The following is a 22,230-nucleotide window of genomic DNA, read 5'->3' on the forward strand; positions in this document are numbered from 1 at the left end:
CTTGATTACGAAAGACCAAAGATTGTTCCGTCTTCAGAAATCCCCATCTGATTAGCAGCCGGTTTTTTAGGAAGACCCGGCATCGTTAATACATTCCCGGTTAGAGCAATAATGAATCCGGCACCGATGGCCGGCTTGATTTCACGAACGGTGATGGTAAATCCTTCGACCCGACCATATTTTGATGAATCATCCGTTAAAGAAAACGGTGTTTTCGCCATACAAATCGGCAGGTCATTCAGCCCGCGTTCTGCACAACGTTCAAGTTCGCGCAATGCTTTGTCTTCAAAATGTACGTCAGCAGCACCATAGACACGCGTTGCGATTCGTTCGATTTTTTGCTTGAGGGGTAACTCTGCTGGATACAACGGTTTGAATTGACTCTCTTCCTCGAGTGCCTCCATGACTTGACTGACGAGTGCTTCGCCACCAGCACCACCTTGGCTGAAGACTTCGCTCTCTGCGACGCGAATGTTTCGTTCGCGACACCATGTTAAGACGGTTTGCCGTTCTGTTTCTGTATCAGTGAAAAATCGATTGAGTGCGACAACAGCGGGAACACCGAATAAATCCATCGTCTCGACATGTTTTTCGAGCAACGCCAGTCCTTCTGTTAAGGCGGCTAGGTTTTCTTCGACGAGTTGATCTTTTACGACGCCACCATGCATCTTAAGTGCTCGGATCGTCGCGACAATGACAACAGCATCTGGATGGAGATTACCAATTCTTGATTTGATGTTGAAGAATTTTTCAGCCCCTAGGTCAGCGCCGAATCCAGCCTCTGTCACGACATAATCACTTAACTTAAGTGCAGTCCGTGTTGCGATGAGTGAGTTACAGCCGTGGGCGATATTTGCAAATGGCCCGCCGTGAATTAAAGCGGGTGTTCCTTCGACGGTCTGGACAAGGTTCGGACGGAACGCTTCTTTTAGCAGTAATGTCGCAGCACCCGACGCTTCAATGTCTTTGACCGTGATTGCTTGCTGATCATAAGAATAAGCGACGACGATCCGGCTGATCCGTTCTTCTAAATCTTTTAAGGAGTCGGCTAAGCATAAGACGGCCATGATTTCGGAAGCGACTGTAATATCGAAACCGTCTTGTCGTGGAATGCTGTGTGCGGGTCCCCCTAGACCAATCGTAATGTTTCGGAGGGCGCGGTCATTCAAGTCGAGAACGCGTTTCCAGGTGATGCGACGTGGATCGATGTGAAGCTCGTTTCCTTGATGCATGTGGTTATCGAGTAAAGCACTAATCGTATTATGAGCCGAAGTAATCGCATGCATGTCTCCAGTGAAATGAAGATTGATTTCTTCCATCGGTAACACTTGACTATACCCACCGCCACAAGCGCCACCCTTTAATCCCATAGTTGGTCCAAGGGAGGGTTCGCGTAAACAAATCATCGTTTTATGATTTTGACGATGGAGTGCTTGACCTAAACCGACGGTCACAGTTGATTTTCCCTCACCGGCAGCCGTCGGGTTGATGGCTGTGACTAAAATGAGCTTCCCATCCGTTTTAGTTGCGAGGCGAGTTGCTAATCCATCACTTAACTTTGCCTTGTACTTTCCGTAGCTGTCGTAATCAGCCTCCGTAAGTCCAATTTGATCAGCAATCTCAGAGATTGGTTTTAAAATCGTCTGTTGTGCAATTTCTAAGTCAGAACGAATGGTTTTTTCCATGGCAGCTTCTCCCTCTCCAATTATAGATTTCTCTCTATTTCCTTATAGTAGCGTATCTAAAACAGACACGCCAAATAATCGTTCAATATTTTCCACCCAAAGAGTCAAATCGTTACGTTTTCATTTTTTGTCGAATTTCGTAATGTAAGGTAGAGGAGGGATGATAAATGGCATCAGGCAATAAGAAAAAACTAAAACGCGGACTGGATTTCTGGATGTTCGTAGGACCGGTTTTTTTGGTTTTCGCGGTCATTGTTCTTGTTCCATTTTTTAATGGCGTTATGTATTCATTCACGGATTGGAACGGGATTACAGGTGAACTGAATTGGATTGGTTTTGACAATTATGTTCGATTGTTTACGAGTGATGAACAGTTCCAACAGTCATTTTGGTTAACGACGCGCTATACAATTGTTGCTGTTGTCTTGACCAATCTAGTTGGATTCATCCTGGCATTTTTATTAACACAAAACATTCGGACTCGTAATTTTTTACGAACGATTTTCTTTATGCCGAACTTGATTGGTGGATTGATTCTTGGGTTCATCTGGCAGTTTATTTATGTAAAAGGTTTTTCTTCGATTGGCGAGTTAACGGGTTGGAGTCTTTTTGAATTACCATGGCTCGGAGATGCCCGAACAGGTTTTTGGGGAATCGTCATCGTCTCGATTTGGCAAGGTGGTGGGTACATCATGGTCATCTATATCGCTGCGTTACAAAATGTACCGCAAGAATTGGTTGAAGCGGCAAAAATTGATGGAGCGAATCGCTTATCGACACTGCGTAATATTACGATTCCATTGATCATGCCGTCGGTGACGATTTGCTTATTCTTAACGATTTCCTGGTCATTCAAACTGTTCGATACGAACTTATCGTTAACGAACGGTGGTCCGTTCAAGTCGACAGAGATGCTCGCTTTGAACATCTACAAAGAATCCTTTACAAATAATAATTTAGGACTTGGTTCAGCGAAGGCTGTCATCTTCTTTGTGGTCGTTGCGGCGATTACAGTCACACAGGTCTACTTAACGAAAAAGCGGGAGGTGGAAGCATGAGTACAGCCCAACCTTTACCGACGCCAGAAAAACAAACGACAAAACAAAAACCGAAAAAAAAGGGACGCTATTCGATTCGACTTGGAATGGTCGAAATTGCGGCGCTCATCATGGGACTGCTCTATATGATCCCCTTTTACTACGTACTTTCGAATTCGTTTAAATCGAGAGGGGACATCTTTACGAATACATCCGGTCTTCCAAAAGAATGGATGGCTTCAAACTACGTGGATGCCTGGGAAGCGATGAACTTCGGAAGAGTGTTCTTGAATTCCGTCATCATCACGGTCGGTGCCAATGCAATCATCGTTATTTTCTGTTCGATGGCGGCATGGAAACTCGTTCGGACGAAAACACGCTTGTCGACGATTATTTTCTTTTTGTTCGTCGCAGCGATGATCATTCCGTTCCAATCGATCATGATTCCGTTATCGAAGTTATCGGGTCAGCTCGGTTTGCAAAATAGTTACTGGGGCTTAATCTTGATGTATCTCGGGTTTGGATCAGGATTATCGATTTTCTTGTATCATGGGTTCATGAAATCCATTCCGGAAGAAATCGAAGAAGCGGCCATTATCGATGGCTGCTCACAGTGGGGTGTCTTTTGGCGGATCGTCTTCCCGCTCCTTAAGCCCATCACGGTCACAATCGTCATCTTGAACACGCTTTGGATTTGGAATGACTTTTTGTTACCATCGCTGATGTTACGTGATGTTGATTTACGGACGATTCCACTGGCGACTTTCTATTTCTTCGGTCAATACACGAAACAATGGGACTTGGCGCTTGCCGGACTCGTGCTTGGTATCATCCCGTTACTGCTCTTCTTCTTCGCGATGCAAAAGCAAATCATTCAAGGAATTACGAGTGGTTCCATCAAATGATTTTTGAAAGCGCGTTCTCGCTTCTGCGGGAACGCTTTTGCTTGATAAACTTAATCAGACTAATCAGACAATTTTATTTTTTTGAAAAAAAAGCTTTTCAAAGTGTGACGGCATAGTGTACGATAATCTCAATTCAATTGTAACAACGACGTTGAAGGGAAGAGTAACACCTTGAAAAACCGTATTAGCGAGCTGGGGACGGTGAGAGCCCAGTCGGAAACAAGTTGTGAAGAACATCCTGGAGTCGCTACCCGAACACGATTGTCAGTAGGCGTAGCCGGAAATGCCTGTCCGTTATCATATGGCCGAAGATTGAGATGATGATTCATCAAGTCTTTTGAGTGAGTAGCTTTGCTACTAACATGGGTGGTACCGCGGAACCGAGTCTTTCGTCCCATATTCTTGGGAGAGAAGGGCTCTTTTTTATGGCTTCTTTTTCAAAACACAATTGAGGAGGAAGAAAACCATGACAACACTCGTATCGATGAAACAGACACAGGAAGCCATCACACTCGTAAAAAAACGCTTTGAGGACCAGTTCTCTAAAACACTCGGATTGACACGTGTAGAAGCACCTTTATTCGTAGAAAGCACACTAGGTGTCAACGATCACTTAAACGGAACGGAGCGTGTCATTCGCTTTGATGCAATCGATCATCAAGTAGAACTTGAAATCGTTCAGTCACTCGCGAAGTGGAAACGCCAAGCGTTGCACACATATGGGTTTGCAGAAGGCGAAGGGCTATATACATTGATGCATGCGATCCGTCGGGATGAAGTACTCGACGCGACACATTCGATTCATGTTGATCAATGGGACTGGGAACGGATCATCTCAAAAGAAGCTCGGACAATCGATTCATTAAAGACAACGGTCTTATCCATCTATGAAACAATTCGCCAAGTTGAATTAGAAGTTCAAGAGCAGTTCGGGATTGAAGCGACGTTACCGAAGACGATTCATTTCATGACGACACAAGAGCTCGAAGATTCGTATCCGAGCCTATCATCAAAAGAGCGGGAAACGGCAATTACAAAAGAGTACGGTGCGGTCTTCCTTATGCAAATCGGCGGAGCTTTAGCTTCTGGAGAAAAACATGATGGCCGAGCAGCTGATTACGACGACTGGTCACTAAACGGTGATATTTTAGTTCATCACCCGGAAATTGGTGCTTTTGAGTTATCATCGATGGGAATTCGCGTCGATCGGGCGGCACTCTTGTCTCAAATCAAGACGACAGGAGAACACGAAAAATTAGAGTTTCCTTTCCATCAAGGTGTTCTTTCAGAGACACTCCCGTTGACGATGGGAGGAGGGATCGGGCAATCACGAATGGCGATGTTCCTATTGAAGAAACGTCACATCGGGGAAGTCCAAGCATCCGTCTGGTCAGAGGAAACGCGTCGTTCGTACCGCGAGCAAGGTGTGCACCTCCTGTAAGCGAGTGACTATATTATATAGAAGAAATGAAAATGAGATCTCACAAACGTGGGGTCTCTTTTTTAGTATGAGTAAGTTCATAAGACCTTAGACGGAGGGAAAACGTGTTGAATTGACGTATAATGGGCATAAGAATAAATAAGAAAGAGGTGAAGACATGTCTGCATTACTCATTACAGGACTGGTATTTGCGTTATTATTTGTTCTATTTCTTTGGTTTAACATTAAAGGACTTCGAACGATGTGGCGTGATTATAAAGAAACAGGCTCAATGGTAGCACTAGGTTTCTTTATTGTAGGTGTGATTGGTATTTTCACTGGTGTATGGACGACACTTGTCGTCATCATCTATTATCTCCTCCGTCCGCGAGGTTAAAAAAGAGGAGGGGTCAAGCGTGTTAGAGTGGTTATTTGCAGCTGGAGAGTCAAATCTCTGGCTTTTTTTAGGGATTATGATTCTTGGATTAGGTACTGAATTAATTCCGGCAGAAGTCGGGTTACCCTTACTGGGTCTGTATGTCTCAAACGGAACACTCGGCTGGACGACGGCTGTCTTAATCGGCTTCTTTGGTAGCCTGATGGGAGCGACATTATTTTATTTTTTAGGTCGTTATGCTGGACGACCATTACTCGTCCGTTACGGGAAATGGTTATTGATTAAAGAACGGGAAATCGATCAAGGGGAACGAATTGTTTCGAAATACGGAACGTGGTCAGCACTATTTGGTCGTTTCTTTCCTGTCGTTCGGTCGGTTGTCTCGATTCCCTGTGGACTATTTAATCTTTCCTTCAAGCGTTATATCCTTGCTTCGAGTGTCGGATTATTTCCGGTCTCGTTCTTCTATATTTGGCTAGGAGAAAAATTTGGGGTAGCACGTGCAGAGTCGATGTTAAAAGCACTTGAAAAAGAACTGTGGTGGATTCTCGGGATTATCATCATCGGAATCGTCGGTTACATTATTTATCGTCGGAAATCGAAAAAAGGAGAATCGTAAACACGATTCTCCTTTTTGTTATGACGTTTTAGGGAACAGGAAGCGTTTTAACGTTTTAATCCGGTGTTTCGGTGTCAACAACAACAGTTGATCATTTCCTTCGAATACAGTATCACCACGCGGCGTAATGATTTGGTCGTCACGGATGATTGCCGTGATCAAAAATTCTTGAGGGAGTTGAATATCTGAAATCATTTTTCCGATGAACGGATGGTGACGTGGAATCGTTAATTCAATGATTTCAGCGTTTGGTTTTCCAATCGACATAAATTCGATGACGGTTTGAATTGTTGATGAGCCCGTTTCGTTTAAGTGTAAGCGGTCAGCTAATAAACTTAACAAACTCCCTTGAATCAATGTCGAAAGTAGCACTGTGAAGAAGACGATATTGAAAATCATCGAGGCATTATCAATTCCTGCAACAAGTGGATAAGTAGCGAGAATGATTGGAACAGCACCCTTAAGACCTGCAAACGAGATAAAAATCTTCTCACGCCAACTGTATTTAAACGGCAGTAAGCTTAACCAAACAGAAAGTGGACGAGCGATGAAAATCAAAATCAAAGCTAGCGCGATAGACGAAAGAATGACTTGAGGATCAAGCAGCTGTTTCGGGAAGACGAGTAGACCAAGTACGATGAACATTCCGATTTGAGCGAGATGGGCCATGCTCATCGTGAAACGGACGAGTGTCTGCCGATAGACAAGTTCATGGTTGCTGATGTAAATGGCTGTGACATAGACAGCTAAGAATCCGCTTGCTGAGAAAGCAGAAGCAATACCGAATGAGAGGAAACCAAATGACATCAAGAGAATCGGATAAAAACTAGAAGAACTTAAATCGATTCGGTTGATCACGGCAGAAGCGACCCAACCAATCGCGAGTCCAAGTAACAATCCGATAACCATCTCCCAAGTGAGTGAAAACAAGCCGTTTAAAAGAGAGGCATCTTGCGGATTGGTGACAAACTCAAGAAAGAGAACCGTCAAGAATACAGCCATTGGGTCATTTGTCCCTGATTCGACTTCGAGGGTTGAACCCACTTTACGCCGGACGGATTGACCACTCAGCACAGAAAAGATAGCAGCCGCGTCTGTCGACCCGACGATGGCTCCGAGTAAAAAGGAATTGGGCCAGTTAAAGCCAAGAATATAGTGGGAAGCAACGGCAACGACAGTCGTTGCGATGAACACACCGAACGTCGCGAGGGACAAAGATGGGGCGAGCTCTTTTTTGACATCTTTCCAGACCGTTTGAAGACCACCTTCAAACAAGATGACGATTAAGGCAATCGTACCGAACAACTGTGCCAACTCTGCATCGTCAAAACGAATGAAGCCCGTGACATCACTACCAGCAATCATTCCTAAAGAAATGAAAATAAGTAAAGCAGGTATGTTAAAGCGGCTAGATAATTTTGTTGTCCAGACAGCGATGAACAACAAAGAACCAATCAGTAAAATAATCGAAGGTAAGGACATTGCATCAAACTCCTTTGTTAAAATTTAATTCTAACTTCATTATACACTAATCCCGAGTTTTTCGGTCGGATAACGACTGTTCAATATTTTCCACCACACCCGACAAAATTATCTATCTTATTTGGTAGCGTTTTCATTTATTGTAAAAGCGTAGCACGATTATCAACTCGAAATCAGGGAGGTATCCGAATGCGTAAACGTAAATGGGCAACAGTACCAGTCGTCACTACGGCAATGGTCGTCGCATTAGCAGCATGTGGTGGTGGGACGCTAAATAGCGACGATTCTAAGGACAGTGATTCTTCCAAAGATGGAAAGACGCTTAATGTATTCCAGTTTAAAGCGGAGATTGCGAAAGACATGGAACAAATGGCGAAAGAGTACGAAAAGGAAACAGGAACGAAGGTCGTCGTTCAAACAGTCGGTGGTGGATCGGATTATGGTGCAGCCTTGAAGTCACAGTTCGCGTCAGGAAATGAACCGGATGTCTTCAATAATGGTGGTTTTGCTGAAGCAAAAACGTGGCAAGATAAACTTGAAGATTTATCAGACGAGGAGTGGGTCAGTGACTTAACTGATCTTTCAAAAGAACCGATGACGATTGATGGAAAACTATATGGTATGCCGATGAACTTAGAAGGCTATGGTTTTATTTATAATAAAGAAATCTTTAAAAAAGCTGGCATCACAGACTTACCAAAAACGTTAACGGAACTGACGGATGCTTCTAAAAAACTTAAAGCAGATGGTGTGACACCGTTCTCGATCGGATATGGCGAGTGGTGGGTACTCGGAAATCACCTCTTGAATATTCCGATGGCGCAACAAGATGATCCCGACCAGTTTATTGCAGATTTAAACGCAGGAAAAGGGAAATTCGAGGACAACAAACAGTTTAAAGAATTTATTGATCTCTTTGACTTAACGATTGAATATGGGAATAAAAATCCGTTGACGACAGATTATAATACACAAGTCACACAGTTTGCTGAAGGGAAAACAGCGATGATTCAGCAAGGGAACTGGGCGCAACAGTTGATCACGGATGTGAACCCGGACATCGAAATGGGCTTCATCCCGATGCCGATCAATGATGATAAAGAAAAAATGGACCGTCTTCCGGTTGGTGTCCCGAATAACTGGGTCGTCAATAAAAACTCGAAGAATAAAGAAGAAGGTAAGAAGTTCCTCGAGTGGATGGCGACATCGGATACAGGAAAAGACTACATGGTCAATAAATTTAAGTTCATTCCGGCCTTTAAATCCATCGAAGCGACGGACTTAGGACCGCTTGCAGAAGATATTCAAGCTTACTCGAAAGAGGGCAAAACGATTTCATGGAACTGGTTCAAATATCCGGATGGTGCTGTAAATGAATACGGAGCAATCATGCAAGCCTATATCGGTAAACAAAAAACGTCAGAAGAGATGTTACAGGACTTCACAAAGACATGGATGAAAATGAAAAAATAAGCAGTAACTACAGCGATCTCAGACCAGTGGTTTACATGGTGGGGATTGACATGAAAAACTCCTCTTTCCTATCGAATCGATGATAGGGAAGAGGAGTTTTTTACATCTTATAAGAAAAATAACTGGATAAAGAACAGGATGGCAAATAGATAGATTAAGGCATGGACCCGTTGCTTTTGTACGGCTTTCATGATCGGATAGACGATGAATCCGAAGGCAATTCCGGTCGCGATGCTTCCTGAAAGCGGCATGATGATGATGATTAGAAAAGCAGTGAAGGCCTCACTGAAATCTTCCCACGCAATTTGCTTGATGTTTTGAAGCATCAATGCACCGACAAGGATTAAAGCGGGTGCCGTAATCGAAGGAACACCTGAAATCGCTTGGACGACTGGTCCGAAAATCGCTGCGAGCGCAAAGAGCAGACCGACTGTGACCGACGTTAAACCAGTACGTCCTCCGGCAGCAACACCAGAAGCAGACTCAACATAAGCAGTCGTAGGACTTGTACCAAAGATCGAACCGACGACCATCGCCATTGAATCAGATAATAAAGCACGATCACTATTTTTAAGTGAACCGTCCTTCTCAATCAGTCCGGCCTGTTCACCGACTGCGACCATCGTACCTGTCGTATCAAACATCGTTACGAGGACGAACGAAAGGACACCACTAAAGAGTCCGTATTGAAAGACATCTTGAATCGCTGTGAAAGGGTTTGTGACTAACAAGCCTTCCGGTAATGTTGGCCAAGCCGTGAGTGTATTTGAAAATTTGAGTTCTCCCGTGATGAAAGCGAGCGCACCCGCAAGAATCATCGCGTACAGTAATCCACCTGGAACACGTTTGACAGTTAAGATGGCAGCAGTCATCAAACCAATGAGTGTAATAATAGCTTCTGGTGAAGACAGTGAGCCAATCGTAATCAAAGTCGCTTCATCTGCAACAAGAATACCTGACATCTTCAGTCCAAGTGAAGCGATGAAAAGTCCAATTCCACCAGTGATCGCTAACTTGAGTGTCAGTGGAATGATTTCAATCAGTTTCGTCCGGATTGGAGACAACGAGAGCAATAGAAAAATGATTCCGGATACAAAGACGACAGAGAGTGCTGTTTGATAAGGAATTTTTTCACCGATGACGAGAGTATACGTGAAGTACGCATTCAGTCCCATGCCCGGTGCAACGGCGATGGGGAGATTCGCATATAACCCCATTAAAAGCGTTCCGACGAGTGTAGCGATAATGGTCGCAGAAAATGCTTGTGCTTGCGGAATGCCCGCATCAGCTAAAATCGTTGGGTTGACAACTAAAATATAGGCCATCGTGATGAACGTAATGAACCCGGCTTGTATTTCACGTTTCACGGTCGTATTATGGGCAGAAAGCTTAAACATAAATAGAGAACCACCTTCGATGAGTTTAATTAAAAAACGAACATTAACGATACTATATGATTATTCATTCGGAATCAAGGATTATTTTTTAAGTATATTATGGATAACTTGATCTATAAACCATCGTAAGCGCTAAAAGGAAGTGGATGTAAGCGGATACAGTTGTGCTATACTATTTATTAGAAGAAAAAGGGTGGAAGGTGGCAAAATGAAGAGCATCCGGACGCGTCTTATATTACTTGTAGCCCTCGCTATCTTGGTTCCGACAACACTTGCTACAACTGCTTCTTATATATATGTACGTCAGCAAAACATTGCAGAAGCCGAGCGTTCGAGTTTAAGCGCTCTCCAACGCGGAAATAGTCAAATCAGTCATTATATGGAAGACGTGAAACGGTTATCAACAAGTCTCTACGCTAATCGTTCATTGATGAATATTATGAATGCTGGTGCCGATGCTGAGCTTGGTGAGTCAGATAGTGTCGTCGCTCGTTCCTTACTCGGTCTCTTTTTATCAAGACAGGATGTTGAACAAATTCATTTTGTGATTTTAAAAGGGTACTCGGAATACTCTGTCTATAATATGAAGACTTCCGGTCGTGGCAAATTTGATTGGTTACAAGAGACTGATTATTTTCGATTGATGCAACAAGAAAATGGTTGGTTGATAGACCCGGAACATGTGATTACAGCATATAATTCTCGGACGATGATTCTTGATGAAAAAGAAGTCGTCAGTTTTCGTTACCGGATTGATCGCGTCGAAACGAGTGAACCCATCGGCTTTTTGTCAGTAGACATTCCAGTTCGGGTATTTGAACAACAACTACAGCTGTTTGAAAATTCACCGGACGAATCATTATGGTTAATGAGTGGGAATCACTTAATCGCGAAGACAGGAACGACATTACCGGTGACGACTGAAAAAATGACTGGAAAAAGTGGGAGCATGCACGTCGGTAGCTCGTTCATCGTGTATGTGAAGACCGAAAAGCAAGGCGTGCCGATTACACTGATCAAGAAAATTCCTTATGCTTCTGTCATCAAGGGAGCAAATGAAACGGCAATCATTTTATTGGTGATTGGTTTAGTGTCACTTCTATTAATGATTATGGCGGCAAGTCTCGTCGCACTCGAAATTACAAAACCGATCAAACAATTGACGGCAAATGTCTGGCGGGTCGAGCAAGGGGACCTCTCCACACGTTTTGTCGCGACGACAAATGATGAAATCGGTTTATTGAATCGCCAGTTTCAACGAATGGTGCACCGGATGGATCGTTTGATTAAACGAGAATACCGGTTAGCACTTGAAAATCGGACGAACGAGCTACGTGCGTTGCAATCACAGCTCAATCCACACTTCTTATTTAATGCGCTACAATCAATCGGAACAACGACGTTGCAAGGGGACCGGAAAGTCGCCTACCGTTCGATAACCGGTCTTTCACAAATGATGCGTTATTCGATGAACAACGAACAGACGATTGTCACATTAAAGCAAGAAGTCGACCATCTTCAAGGGTATATGCGCTTACAACAACAGCGTTTCCCAGAAAAATTTCGTTATATCGTCGATGTCCCGTGGCACATGAACCCGATTGAAGTACCAAAAATGATTTTGCAACCGTTCGCTGAGAATTACTTTAAACATGCCTTTAATCAGCAAAGTGATGCGTTAGAAAATTACTTAGCGTACAAAATTAGAACCGATGGGGACCAACTGATCATTAGCGTCGAAAACAGCGGACCGATCATGTCTGAGGCAGATCTTGAGATGATTAACCAAAAAATGCGGGCACATCGCGCTCCTGAAGACCGGCAAACATCTGGTATCGGCTTACACAATATATACGAACGTCTTCAAATTTTTTACGGTGAACGCACAAACATGACGCTCCAATCTCCAATAGAAGGTGGATTCAGAATCACTATCCGAATTCCAATCGAACAGGAGGAATTGTAATGAATGTACTAATCGTTGATGATGAACAACACGTTCGTGACGCTGTAAAGTTACTTGGTGAATGGGGTGACTGGAAAGTATCGCATATTTTTGAAGCGGAGGATGGAGCAGCTGCGAAAAAAATCTTAAATGAAGAAAAAGTCGGATTGATGCTGACCGATGTTGAAATGCCGGGAGTAGACGGATTAAGTTTATTAGAATGGACAAAAAATCATCATCCAAAGGTCGTCACGATCGTGTTGACAGGTTATGATGATTATACGTATATGCGTCGTGCGATCTTACATCAATCGTTTGATTACTTATTGAAACCGATCGATCCAGATGTTTTAAATGATGCGCTTTCCCGAGCGATGGAGCTGATTTGCCCAGTTCAAGAGCAGGGAGAGGCGATTGATCAAATTGCGAAGTATATCGAGACACATTATGCGGAAGAGTTAACGCTCCAGCTCATGAGTGAGCGCTTCTATTTAAGCCGAGAATATATATCAAGGCGCTTTAAACAGCGTTTTTTGGTTAACTTATCGGATTATATCCAAACGATTCGTCTAAATCGGGCAAAGGAATTGCTGGGAGAGACGAACGCCCGTATATATGAGATTGCCGTTGAAGTCGGGTATCAGGATGATAAATATTTTCGAAAAGTATTTAAGAAGCAATTCGGCATGACACCGAATGAGTTTAGAGAGTTGTTATCTATTTAATTAAACGAACGTCAAGGAGGAAACGTACATGAGCGTACACATTAATGCAGCAGAAGGTCAAATCGCAGAAACAGTTTTACTTCCGGGAGATCCTCTTCGCGCGAAGTACATCGCCGAAACATTTTTAGAGGACGTTGTTCTTTATAATGAAGTGCGTGGGATGTATGGCTTCACAGGAACATACAAAGGGAAAAAAGTATCCGTTCAAGGAACAGGTATGGGTGTTCCGTCGATGTCAATTTATGCAAATGAACTCGTTCAATCGTATGGTGCAAAAAACTTGATCCGTGTCGGTACAGCGGGCGGGATTACACCGGATGTAAAAGTACGTGACGTCGTCATCGCGATGAGTGCTTCACACGACATGGCTCAAAATCGTGTCCGTTTCAATGGATTGGATTATGCGCCGACAGCTTCATTCGAGTTATTGCATAAAGCGTACACAATGGCACAAGAACACGGAATCGACGCAAAAGTCGGTCAAGTCTTCACGACGGATCAATTTTATCAAGATGATTTCCACCACTTCAAAAAATGGGCGGACTTCGGTTGCCTCGCAATCGAGATGGAAGCAGCAGGTCTCTACACACTCGCTGCAAAACATAAAGTCAATGCTTTGACGATTTTGACGATTTCAGATCACCTCCTAACGGGAGAAGAAACAACGTCTGAAGAACGCCAAACGACGTTCAATGATATGATGAAAGTGGCACTTGAAACAGCGATTCAGCTGTAATCAATCAGATGAAATAAGACGATTCGGATGGTAAAATCACTGTCTTCATGAAACGAACAAAGCAGGACTCGCGTTTCGAGTCCTGCTTTTTTGTCTAATCACAAAGAAGAGGGAGCATACGATTGAATCATTGCTCATTCGCTATGATAGAATGAGGAAAAGAAAGCCTAGACCATGAGGAGGAACACGAGATGGAATCGACGATGACTGAATCAACTATTTCGAATCTTGTTCAAACGCAACGTAATTTCTTTAAGACAGGCGCGACGCGAAGTGTTGCGTTTCGTCTAAGTATGTTGACGTTTTTAAAGCAAGCGATTGAAACGCATGAAGAAGCAATTTATGAGGCATTAAAAACGGACTTGAATAAAGGACGTCAAGATGCGTTTACGACGGAAATCGGATTCGTCTACGGCGAACTCGCACGGATGGAGAAGAAACTTCGCCGACTTGCTAAACCGAAACGAGTCGGGACACCGTTGTTACATATCGGGTCAAAAAGTGACATCCATTATGAACCATACGGAAACGTGCTCGTCATCGCGCCGTGGAACTATCCTTTCCAGCTCGCTGTTGCACCAATCATCGGGGCGATCGCTGCCGGAAATACGGTTGTCTTGAAACCATCAGAACTAACACCAAACGTCTCGCGTGTTCTCCGTGAAGTCTTTGAAACGGCATTTCACGAACGATTTGGACTTGTCATCGAGGGGGATGCGGACGTCAGTTCAGCTGTTCTTGAAGAGAAGTTTGATTACATCTTCTTTACGGGGTCGACGCGTGTCGGAAAAATCGTCCATCAAGCAGCGGCGAAACATTTGACACCTGTCACGCTGGAACTCGGCGGGAAGTCTCCAACGATCGTTCACCGCGATGCGAACTTAAAGCTTGCTGCAAAACGAATTGCTTGGGGCAAATGGTTAAACGCAGGACAGACGTGTATCGCCCCTGACTATGTTTTTGTCCATGAAGACGTCCGCGAGGAATTTTTACGCTTGATTGAAAAGGAAGCTTTTGCCCAGTATGGTAATGGTGTTGGTGTGAATTCTTACGTCAAGATTGTTTCAGACAGTCATTTGGATCGATTGAGTGGCTACTTGCCCCAAGGTGAAATTTTATTTGGTGGTCAAGTCGATGCAGCGACGAGAAAGATGGCACCAACCGTCATGACGGACGTTGATCCAGAAAGTCCGTTGATGCAAGAAGAAATCTTTGGACCGATTCTTCCAGTCTATTCTTATCGTGAAGTGGAAGAGGTCATCCGTTTCATCAATGACCGTGATAAGCCGTTGGCGCTCTATCTCTTCACAGAAAGTAAAGCTGTTCAGCATCGTGTACTCGATCGTGTGTCATTTGGTGGTGGATGCATCAATGATACGTTGATGCATGTTGCGCAACATAACTTGCCATTTGGCGGGGTCGGCGGAAGTGGTATCGGTGGCTATCATGGGAAATTCAGCTTTGAGACGTTCAGCCACCGTAAAGGAGTCGTCAACAATACGACGAAGTTCGATTTGCCGTTCCGCTACATGCGCTCGAATACCGATTCAAAATGGATGCGTTATTTATTATAAATGGGACTTAAACGGAGCCAAGAGTAGATCCAATCGGTCTACCTTGGCTTTTTTTTGTTTATTTAATTTGTGAAATAGTGAACAAAGTTTGACAATCTTTTGAAAAAACGCTATTTTCCCTTGTGATGTTCTATACTGAAGGCAGAAGCTACGGAAAGGAGAATGCGAGATGCTTACTTGTGGGACGACAGAAGCCAATACGTTCGTGTTGTCGAGTGAGACACGTGAATTACTTGAAGAGTTCATGACTGAGGTATCTTTTAAAAAAGACTCAATCGTCTGTTGGGAAGGGGAAATGAACGATAAACTTTTTTATGTGAAACAAGGTGGTGTAAAACTATCAAAGCTCACGAAAAAAGGTAGCCCGCTAATGATGTTCTTATATTTCAAAGGTGACTTATTTGGTGAATTCGATGTCGGAGAAGCATTTCCAAGCTCCTATAGTGTCGAAACGATGGAGGACAGTGTCATTGGCTTCATCTCGAAATCGACACTCGAAGATTTGATGAAAAAAGATGGAACATTCGCATTAGATATCATGCGCTGGCAAGCCTTGATGCGAAAACAAACGGAAACGAAGTTACGTGACCTCTTATTGTTCGGGAAACAAGGGGCACTCGCTTCGACACTCTTACGACTAATCGCAATGGACGGAAAAAAAGTCGATGACGATTACGTGATTTCAAAGCGACCGTCGGATACTGAACTCGGTCAGTTGATCGGGGCACCACGTGAAACGGTCAACCGGATGTTTTCTCAGTGGAAAAAAGACAATGTCATTTCGATGACGACGACTAAAATCATCGTTCATGATGCCAACTATTTACGCGATCTTTGCCACTGTGAAGGGTGTCCTGTCGGTGTCTGCCGGATTTAAACTTAACTTGAGCGTTAGCTTACGGAGCCATACGCTGGAGCTGACTTAAAAATTGCTCCAACATCATCCTTTTGATGGAACCGCAACACGTCAAACTTTAGAAGAACTTATCAGCAGTCTAGGATCATATTCTTTTTGAATGTGGTCCTTCAGGATGTAGACAACGTGCTATCGGGAGATCAAGCGTCTTTTTTCGTTGCTTTCCTCGGGCGAGGCGCAAGCCGTTGCTCCTTGATCCTCACGGACAACGAGCAGGGTCTTGCCTGCCTCTGAACGTGCGTTAAAAACGCACTTTTTCCCGTAGGAGTCAACGAAATGTGACGCTTTTTATAGGAATACCGTGACGGAAAGCCTGGCATGCAGACGGTTTAGCACGCGATCCGTCTCGAATCGCTTAGAACCGCGAAAAGTAATCGGTCGCGACCCTGCAGCTTTGCTGTAGCGGCGCGGAAGGTTGCCGCTTTGAAGACGATGCGAGACAGGGACGCGCGAACGGATTGCCTCTCGTTATAGTATGTTCACTCTTCATAATAGTTTGTCTACACGCTGTAGGATCACATTCTTTTTGAATGCGGTCCTTTTTTGTGTCGCATAACAGTAGCAGTTCAAAATATGTTCAGTACGTAACAAGTTGTGAACTTTATGTGTGTTTTATAAAAGAAAAGCGCGAAATCGTCACAATTGGTGTGACGTTTATCACATATTACGAAGGATGTCTTTTTCTAAAATAAAGGTAGGTTAAGTCACCGATCCAACGACGGAAGGGAGCTACTGATCATGCGTCAGAAATCAGATACAGAACTGAAGGGAACGTTTATCGCTGTATTTATCGTTGCCGGAGTCATCATCGGAATGTGGGGATCAATCTTTTTATTATTCACTTCAAGATAAGGGGGAATCAGGGTGCATATTCATCGTTTAGAAAAAATATGGTTAGTATTCGGTTGTATCATGTTGGCAGTCTTTTTAATCATCATTGGCGTATCAGCATTCGCTTCTGATAATCAACCACCGTCGGACGCAACATTGATTGACCCGACGCAAGTCGATCAGACGAAGCCATTTGATAAACCGGGTCTAAAAAAAATTGACGACAATAAATATGAGGCCGTCATGGTCTCACAAGCTTTCCAGTTCACACCGCAAGACATGATTATCAAAAAAGGCGCGACCGTCGATTTTCTGGTGACGTCGAAAGATGTCGTCCATGGATTTGAAATCGTCAAGACGAACGTCAATATGATGGTCGTTCCCGGACATATCAATTCAATCGAGTACACATTTAAAGAAGCTGGTGAATATTTAATTGTCTGTAATGAATATTGTGGATCGGCGCATCACATGATGTCGACTAAGATTAAGGTGGTGGAATAAATGAATGCGATTTCGAAAAAATTAATGGAGTTTGAGATGGAGCGGGGAATCCCCGCAGGAGAGATTGGATTAAAAGAAGCAAAACTCGGATTTGCCTACGTCAGTTTTTCACTTGTGGCGTTACTGATCGGTGGACTATGTGGTCTACTACAGACACTCGTCCGTACTGGAGTCATTCCAGAAATTGCTGGAGTCGGTTATTATGAATTGCTGACGGCTCACGGACTAATGCTTGCGATTGTCTTTACGACATTATTCATATTTGGACTTTTATTTTCATTTTTAGGACAGTCGTTCGGGCGTTTTGAAGAGTTTCCGAGACGCTTGGGCTGGGTTGGATTCTGGTTGATGATTGTCGGTGTCCTCCTTGTCACATGGATGGTGTTAGCAGGTGAAGCATCCGTTCTCTACACATTTTATGCGCCGCTGAAGGCACACCCTGTTTTTTATATCGGACTCGTGATTTTCGTTGTTGGAACATGGGTTTCTTCTGCCGCAATGTTCCGGATGTACGCGGATTACAAACGAGAACATAAGGATGTCCATCCACCACTTCAAGCCTATATGAGCATTATGACGGCTTTGTTGTGGGTCATCGCCACGCTAGGTGTCGCAGCGACGATTCTCTTTCAACTCTTGCCGTTATCACTCGGTTGGACGGATAAGGTCGGGATTGAATTATCCCGAACATTATTTTGGTATTTTGGTCATCCGCTCGTCTATTTTTGGTTATTGCCAGCCTATATCGTATGGTACACGGTCATTCCAAAGATTGTCGGGGGTAAGATTTTTTCAGATGCTTTAGCACGAATGTCATTTTTACTGTTCTTATTGTTCTCGTTCCCTGTTGGTTTTCACCATCAGTTGCTCGAACCCGGTATATCAGCATTTTGGAAGTACATCCAAGTCGTCTTGACGTTCCTTGTCATCATTCCTTCATTGATGACAGCATTCTCGATGTTTGCGACATTTGAACTAGCAGGTCGTCGTCAAGGTGCGACCGGACTATTTGGGTGGATCAAGAAAATGCCGTACCGGGATGTCCGCTTTCTTGCACCGTTCGTCGGCATGTTGTTCTTCATCCCGGCTGGAGCCGGTGGTGTCGTCAATGCTTCCCACCAATTGAATATCGTCGTGCATAACACTTTATGGGTGACAGGTCACTTCCATATCACAGTCGGGGCTGCAGTCGCGTTGACGTTCTTTGGAACGGCCTATTGGCTTGTTCCATTATTACGAGGACGGACCTTAACAAAACGGATCAATACAATTGGTCTCATCCAGACGGCGACGTGGACGATTGGTATGCTCTTTATGTCGACTGCGATGCATATTTCAGGCTTACTTGGCAATCCGAGACGGACGGGTCCTGCGGCATATTTCAAAGATTCGCTCGTCGCAGATTGGATTCCCTATCACGTTGCGATGGCAATCGGTGGTACGATCCTCTTTATTTCAATCCTCTTATTCTTGTTTGCGATGTTCCAACTGGCCTTCCGGACACCGAAAGGAAGTACTGAATTTCCTGTCGCGGAAACAGAGGAAGCAGCGATGAAGACACCACTCTTCTTTGAGAACTGGAAACTTTGGATTTTCGTGACGTTTGCTTTGATTGCGTTTGCTTACACAGTACCGATTTGGCACATGATTGATAATGCGCCTCCTGGAGCTCCAGGTTGGAAACTCTGGTAGCCCTATCGAAAAGTGCTGATAGCTTACTAGGACTTTTTATACACGCTGAAGGGTGAAAATGCTATATTGAGAAGCACTCCGTTCGTGCTTTCCTGTCTCGCCTCGTCTTCAAAGCGGCAACCGGTCACGCCGCTACAGCAAAGCTGCAGGGTCGCGACCGATTGCTTTTCGGGGTTCTAAGCGATTCGAGACGGATTGCGCTCTAAATTGTCTACATGCTCGGCTTTCCCTCACGGTATTACTTGAAAAGCGTCACTTTTCGTTGACTCCTGCGGGAAAAAGTGCGTTTTTAACGCACTTTCAGAGGCAGGCAAGACCCTGCTCGTTGTCCGCTAGGATCCAAGGAGCAACGGCTTGCGCCTCGCCCGAGGAAAGCAACGAAACATGACGCTTGATCTCCCAATCGCACGTTGTTTACAGTCTGAAGGGCCAGCTTTGATAAGCTGACCCTTTTTTTTAATGAATGGATGCGTAGACGAGTGCAAAAACTAAGTAAAAGATTATTTCACGATGTGGTGCTTAAAGGCATAGACGACGGCTTGCGTCCGATCGACGACATCGAGCTTTGATAAAATGTTGGAAACATGCGTTTTAACTGTTTTTAGGGAGATGAACAGTTCGTCTGCAATCTCTTGATTAGCCATACCGCGCGCCATCAACTGTAAGACTTCTTGTTCACGCTCCGTTAAATCGTCGTGGAGTTGACTGGCAGGTTTGCGCAGGCGTTCCATCATCTTACCTGTCACTTGAGCTGCCATGACAGATTGTCCGCTCGCTGTCTTGCGAATTGCTTCCGCAATATCAAACGCGCTTGCCGTTTTTAGGACGTAACTCATCGCACCGGCTTCAATGACGGGATAAACTTTCTCATCATCTAAGAAACTTGTGACGACTAAAATTTTAGCTTCCGGCCACTCGGCGCGAATCAGACGTGTTCCTTCGACACCATCGACCGGCTCCATGACTAAGTCCATCAAAATCACATCAGGGCGATGTTCAAGAGCAAGTTTCGCTCCGATTTGTCCGTCAGCAGCTTCTGCGACCACTTCAATATCAGGTTGGGTCGATAAAAAGGCAGAGACTCCAGCGCGAACCATTTCATGGTCATCGACTAATAATACGCGTATCATACTTGCACCATCCGTTCTTTTCTAAGTTTGACTTCAATCTGTGTTCCTTGACCGGGCACACTGACGAGGCGAATCGTCCCACCGATTTCAGCCGTACGTTCGCGCATCGAGTTGATCCCGTACGAGGCGAGTTTTTTCTCGTCGACGATAAAGCCGACACCGTCGTCATTCATACTCAAGATGATTGTCTCATTGAATTGACGCAATTCGATATTCATGTGCGATGCTTTCGCGTGGCGTAAAGCATTCGTCAAGCCTTCTTGAACGATGCGGAATAATTCATTTTCAATCGGGCGCGGTAATTCAATCGGTTCGAGTTTCCAGCTCAATTGCGTCGATTGTTTCCTTGATAGTTCTTCGAGCAGTTGGGTTAGTCCTTGTTGTAAAGTCATGCCTTCGAGTTCCACGGGACGTAGTTGGAGCAATAAAGAACGCATTTCCGATTGTGCCGTCTGTGCCATCGTCTCGACTAAGTCAATTTGTTTCGCTGCCGTTTCCGGTTGCGTCAAAATCGTTTGTTTGGCAGCCGTCGTCATCATCGAAATGGCATAAAGTTGTTGGGAGACGGAGTCATGGAGATCACGTGCGAGACGTTTGCGTTCTTCCGTGATGGCTTGGACACGAACTTGTTCGACGTGTTGCGGACGTGTACTGATTTTTTGAACCGTCTCGACCTGTTCATCGATTCGTTTCCCAATTCGTGAGAGGCGGGTCAGTGTGTGGAAGTAAGGTCCGTTGACAATCGTGACTTCTTTTCCTTGCTCGAGTTCGATGATGGCAGTTGTGACACGTTTGAAGTCACGACGTAAAAAGAAGTAGTGGATGCTGCCGATTGCGAGCGGAAGTAACAGGGATAATCCGACGACAAGCAATAAGACAGGTAAATCTTGTTGACGGACGAAAAGTACATGCCAATCGACTTGGCGTGTACTTAAAAACAAACCAGTCGTCACGACGGCTGTCAGAAATCCGGTCAATACTTGGAGCGCGATGACACCGAGCGGGAAGTGATCACGTTTCATATCGAGGTCACCTCCACGTTACCGATGCCAAGCATGACGTGAATGCGGACTTTTCGAGTCGCTTCTTCATATTGTGGTGCCCGGAACTGAATGCGACGGTTAAAAAATGTCGGGATCCGGCGGACATCTGTTTTGACGCTTCCAAAACCAATCGACGTATCAAGCGTATAGTCATATCCTGAAGGTAATAAAATACGCACATCTCCGACGACACCACTGATGACGATGAGTGTTTCACCTTCTGGGACATAGGCATGCGTTAAATCGATTTCTAAATCTTTGACGATGAACTGTTCACTCAAGTCTTTTAACACGTAAGGTGTTTCAGACTGCGTCGAAAACGAGTAAGCAGGTTGGATCGTAATGCCTTCTTCTTCATAAAGACGTGGTGAAATCTTCGAAAAGAAAAATTCGCGGACGGAGTGTCGGGTGACAAGGATAATTCCGAGATATAGCAAAATTCCGGCGATGACGAATCCGACAGCTGCCGAGCTCAAGACGACTCCAGCTAAGATAATCGTACCGACGATATAAAACAGGATGGCCAGTTTTTCATGACCGCGACGCCGAAAATGAATCCCGACATAATACAACAAGAACGGGAATAAGATTCCAAATAAGACGTTTCCGGCTCCAGTCATCAAATCATAAAATAATCCGAGCGCGAATAGGATCGACACGTAGCCGACTAATTGTTTTGTACTTAATCGTCGCACGATCAATCTCCTCCCTGACATGAC

Annotated in this window: 20 protein-coding genes and 1 other annotated feature; of the genes, 14 read left to right on the forward strand and 6 right to left on the reverse strand. The window is 44.4% G+C overall.

The window, feature by feature from the left end:
* Positions 1–5 precede the first annotated feature (5 nt).
* A complete protein-coding gene (locus tag KNP98_RS10600) occupies positions 6–1,685 on the reverse strand; it encodes a formate--tetrahydrofolate ligase (RefSeq protein WP_214811415.1) in 1,680 nt (559 codons plus the stop codon).
* 167 nt (positions 1,686–1,852) lie between these two features.
* On the opposite strand from KNP98_RS10600, the gene KNP98_RS10605 reads away from it, so the two are divergent.
* The 5 genes from KNP98_RS10605 (at position 1,853) to KNP98_RS10625 (ending at position 6,063) form a co-directional block, all read left to right on the forward strand.
* Positions 1,853–2,743: a carbohydrate ABC transporter permease gene (locus KNP98_RS10605; protein ID WP_088836377.1), complete on the forward strand. Its 891-nt coding sequence runs from the start codon at positions 1,853–1,855 to the stop codon at positions 2,741–2,743.
* Positions 2,740–3,627, forward strand: a complete 888-nt coding sequence (locus KNP98_RS10610) for a carbohydrate ABC transporter permease (RefSeq protein WP_214802470.1) — start codon at positions 2,740–2,742, stop codon at positions 3,625–3,627. The genes KNP98_RS10605 and KNP98_RS10610 overlap by 4 nt, the downstream gene beginning before the upstream one ends.
* A gap of 142 nt (positions 3,628–3,769) precedes the next feature.
* Positions 3,770–4,027, forward strand: a binding site (T-box leader).
* A 66-nt stretch (positions 4,028–4,093) separates the two neighbouring features.
* Positions 4,094–5,068 carry an aspartate--ammonia ligase gene (asnA, locus tag KNP98_RS10615; RefSeq protein ID WP_214766668.1) on the forward strand — a complete coding sequence of 325 codons (975 nt, stop codon included), beginning with the start codon at positions 4,094–4,096 and terminating at the stop codon, positions 5,066–5,068.
* Positions 5,069–5,225: 157 nt separating this feature from the next.
* Positions 5,226–5,444, forward strand: coding sequence for a hypothetical protein (locus tag KNP98_RS10620; protein ID WP_214766666.1), 219 nt, complete (start codon positions 5,226–5,228; stop codon positions 5,442–5,444).
* Between the two features lie 19 nt (positions 5,445–5,463).
* Positions 5,464–6,063 carry a DedA family protein gene (locus KNP98_RS10625; protein ID WP_214766664.1) on the forward strand — a complete coding sequence of 200 codons (600 nt, stop codon included), beginning with the start codon at positions 5,464–5,466 and terminating at the stop codon, positions 6,061–6,063.
* Between the two features lie 18 nt (positions 6,064–6,081).
* Here the strand turns inward: KNP98_RS10625 and KNP98_RS10630 are convergent, their stop codons facing one another.
* On the reverse strand, positions 6,082–7,545 hold the full coding sequence (locus KNP98_RS10630) for a potassium/proton antiporter (protein ID WP_088836382.1): 1,464 nt from the start codon (positions 7,543–7,545) through the stop codon (positions 6,082–6,084).
* Positions 7,546–7,734: 189 nt separating this feature from the next.
* Here KNP98_RS10630 and KNP98_RS10635 point away from each other — a divergent pair, with 189 nt between their 5' ends.
* Entirely contained in the window at positions 7,735–9,018 is a 1,284-nt protein-coding gene (locus KNP98_RS10635) for an ABC transporter substrate-binding protein (RefSeq protein ID WP_088836383.1), read from the forward strand.
* A 107-nt stretch (positions 9,019–9,125) separates the two neighbouring features.
* On the opposite strand, the gene KNP98_RS10640 is transcribed toward KNP98_RS10635, so the two are convergent.
* Positions 9,126–10,415 (reverse strand): NCS2 family permease, encoded by a 1,290-nt coding sequence (locus tag KNP98_RS10640; RefSeq protein WP_214805447.1) that lies wholly within the window; start codon positions 10,413–10,415, stop codon positions 9,126–9,128.
* Positions 10,416–10,623: 208 nt separating this feature from the next.
* Here KNP98_RS10640 and KNP98_RS10645 point away from each other — a divergent pair, with 208 nt between their 5' ends.
* From KNP98_RS10645 to KNP98_RS10680, 8 genes are all read left to right on the forward strand, one after another.
* On the forward strand, positions 10,624–12,381 hold the full coding sequence (locus KNP98_RS10645; RefSeq protein ID WP_214766662.1) for a sensor histidine kinase: 1,758 nt from the start codon (positions 10,624–10,626) through the stop codon (positions 12,379–12,381).
* Positions 12,381–13,085, forward strand: a complete 705-nt coding sequence (locus KNP98_RS10650) for a response regulator transcription factor (protein WP_088836386.1) — start codon at positions 12,381–12,383, stop codon at positions 13,083–13,085. The genes KNP98_RS10645 and KNP98_RS10650 overlap by 1 nt, the downstream gene beginning before the upstream one ends.
* A gap of 28 nt (positions 13,086–13,113) precedes the next feature.
* Positions 13,114–13,821: a purine-nucleoside phosphorylase gene (gene deoD, locus KNP98_RS10655; protein ID WP_029332717.1), complete on the forward strand. Its 708-nt coding sequence runs from the start codon at positions 13,114–13,116 to the stop codon at positions 13,819–13,821.
* A 191-nt stretch (positions 13,822–14,012) separates the two neighbouring features.
* Positions 14,013–15,395 carry an aldehyde dehydrogenase gene (locus KNP98_RS10660; RefSeq protein WP_088836387.1) on the forward strand — a complete coding sequence of 461 codons (1,383 nt, stop codon included), beginning with the start codon at positions 14,013–14,015 and terminating at the stop codon, positions 15,393–15,395.
* A gap of 169 nt (positions 15,396–15,564) precedes the next feature.
* Positions 15,565–16,272, forward strand: coding sequence for a Crp/Fnr family transcriptional regulator (locus KNP98_RS10665; protein WP_214766658.1), 708 nt, complete (start codon positions 15,565–15,567; stop codon positions 16,270–16,272).
* A gap of 777 nt (positions 16,273–17,049) precedes the next feature.
* Positions 17,050–17,163, forward strand: coding sequence for a cytochrome C oxidase subunit II (locus KNP98_RS10670; RefSeq protein WP_152638917.1), 114 nt, complete (start codon positions 17,050–17,052; stop codon positions 17,161–17,163).
* Between the two features lie 12 nt (positions 17,164–17,175).
* Positions 17,176–17,646 carry a cytochrome c oxidase subunit II gene (locus KNP98_RS10675; protein WP_088836389.1) on the forward strand — a complete coding sequence of 157 codons (471 nt, stop codon included), beginning with the start codon at positions 17,176–17,178 and terminating at the stop codon, positions 17,644–17,646.
* Entirely contained in the window at positions 17,647–19,338 is a 1,692-nt protein-coding gene (locus KNP98_RS10680; protein ID WP_088836390.1) for a b(o/a)3-type cytochrome-c oxidase subunit 1, read from the forward strand. It abuts the gene before it with no gap.
* Between the two features lie 500 nt (positions 19,339–19,838).
* Here KNP98_RS10680 and KNP98_RS10685 read toward each other — a convergent pair whose 3' ends face one another.
* The 3 genes from KNP98_RS10685 to liaF are packed head-to-tail and all read right to left on the reverse strand — an operon-like array spanning position 19,839 to position 22,206.
* Positions 19,839–20,468 (reverse strand): response regulator, encoded by a 630-nt coding sequence (locus KNP98_RS10685; protein WP_029332722.1) that lies wholly within the window; start codon positions 20,466–20,468, stop codon positions 19,839–19,841.
* Positions 20,465–21,490, reverse strand: coding sequence for a sensor histidine kinase (locus KNP98_RS10690; protein WP_034801180.1), 1,026 nt, complete (start codon positions 21,488–21,490; stop codon positions 20,465–20,467). Before KNP98_RS10690 ends, KNP98_RS10685 begins: the two co-directional genes overlap by 4 nt.
* A complete protein-coding gene (gene liaF / locus KNP98_RS10695) occupies positions 21,487–22,206 on the reverse strand; it encodes a cell wall-active antibiotics response protein LiaF (protein ID WP_029332724.1) in 720 nt (239 codons plus the stop codon). Before liaF ends, KNP98_RS10690 begins: the two co-directional genes overlap by 4 nt.
* Positions 22,207–22,230 lie beyond the last annotated feature (24 nt).

The organism is Exiguobacterium sp. s127 (genome assembly GCF_018618695.1).
Taxonomy (GTDB): domain Bacteria; phylum Bacillota; class Bacilli; order Exiguobacteriales; family Exiguobacteriaceae; genus Exiguobacterium_A; species Exiguobacterium_A oxidotolerans.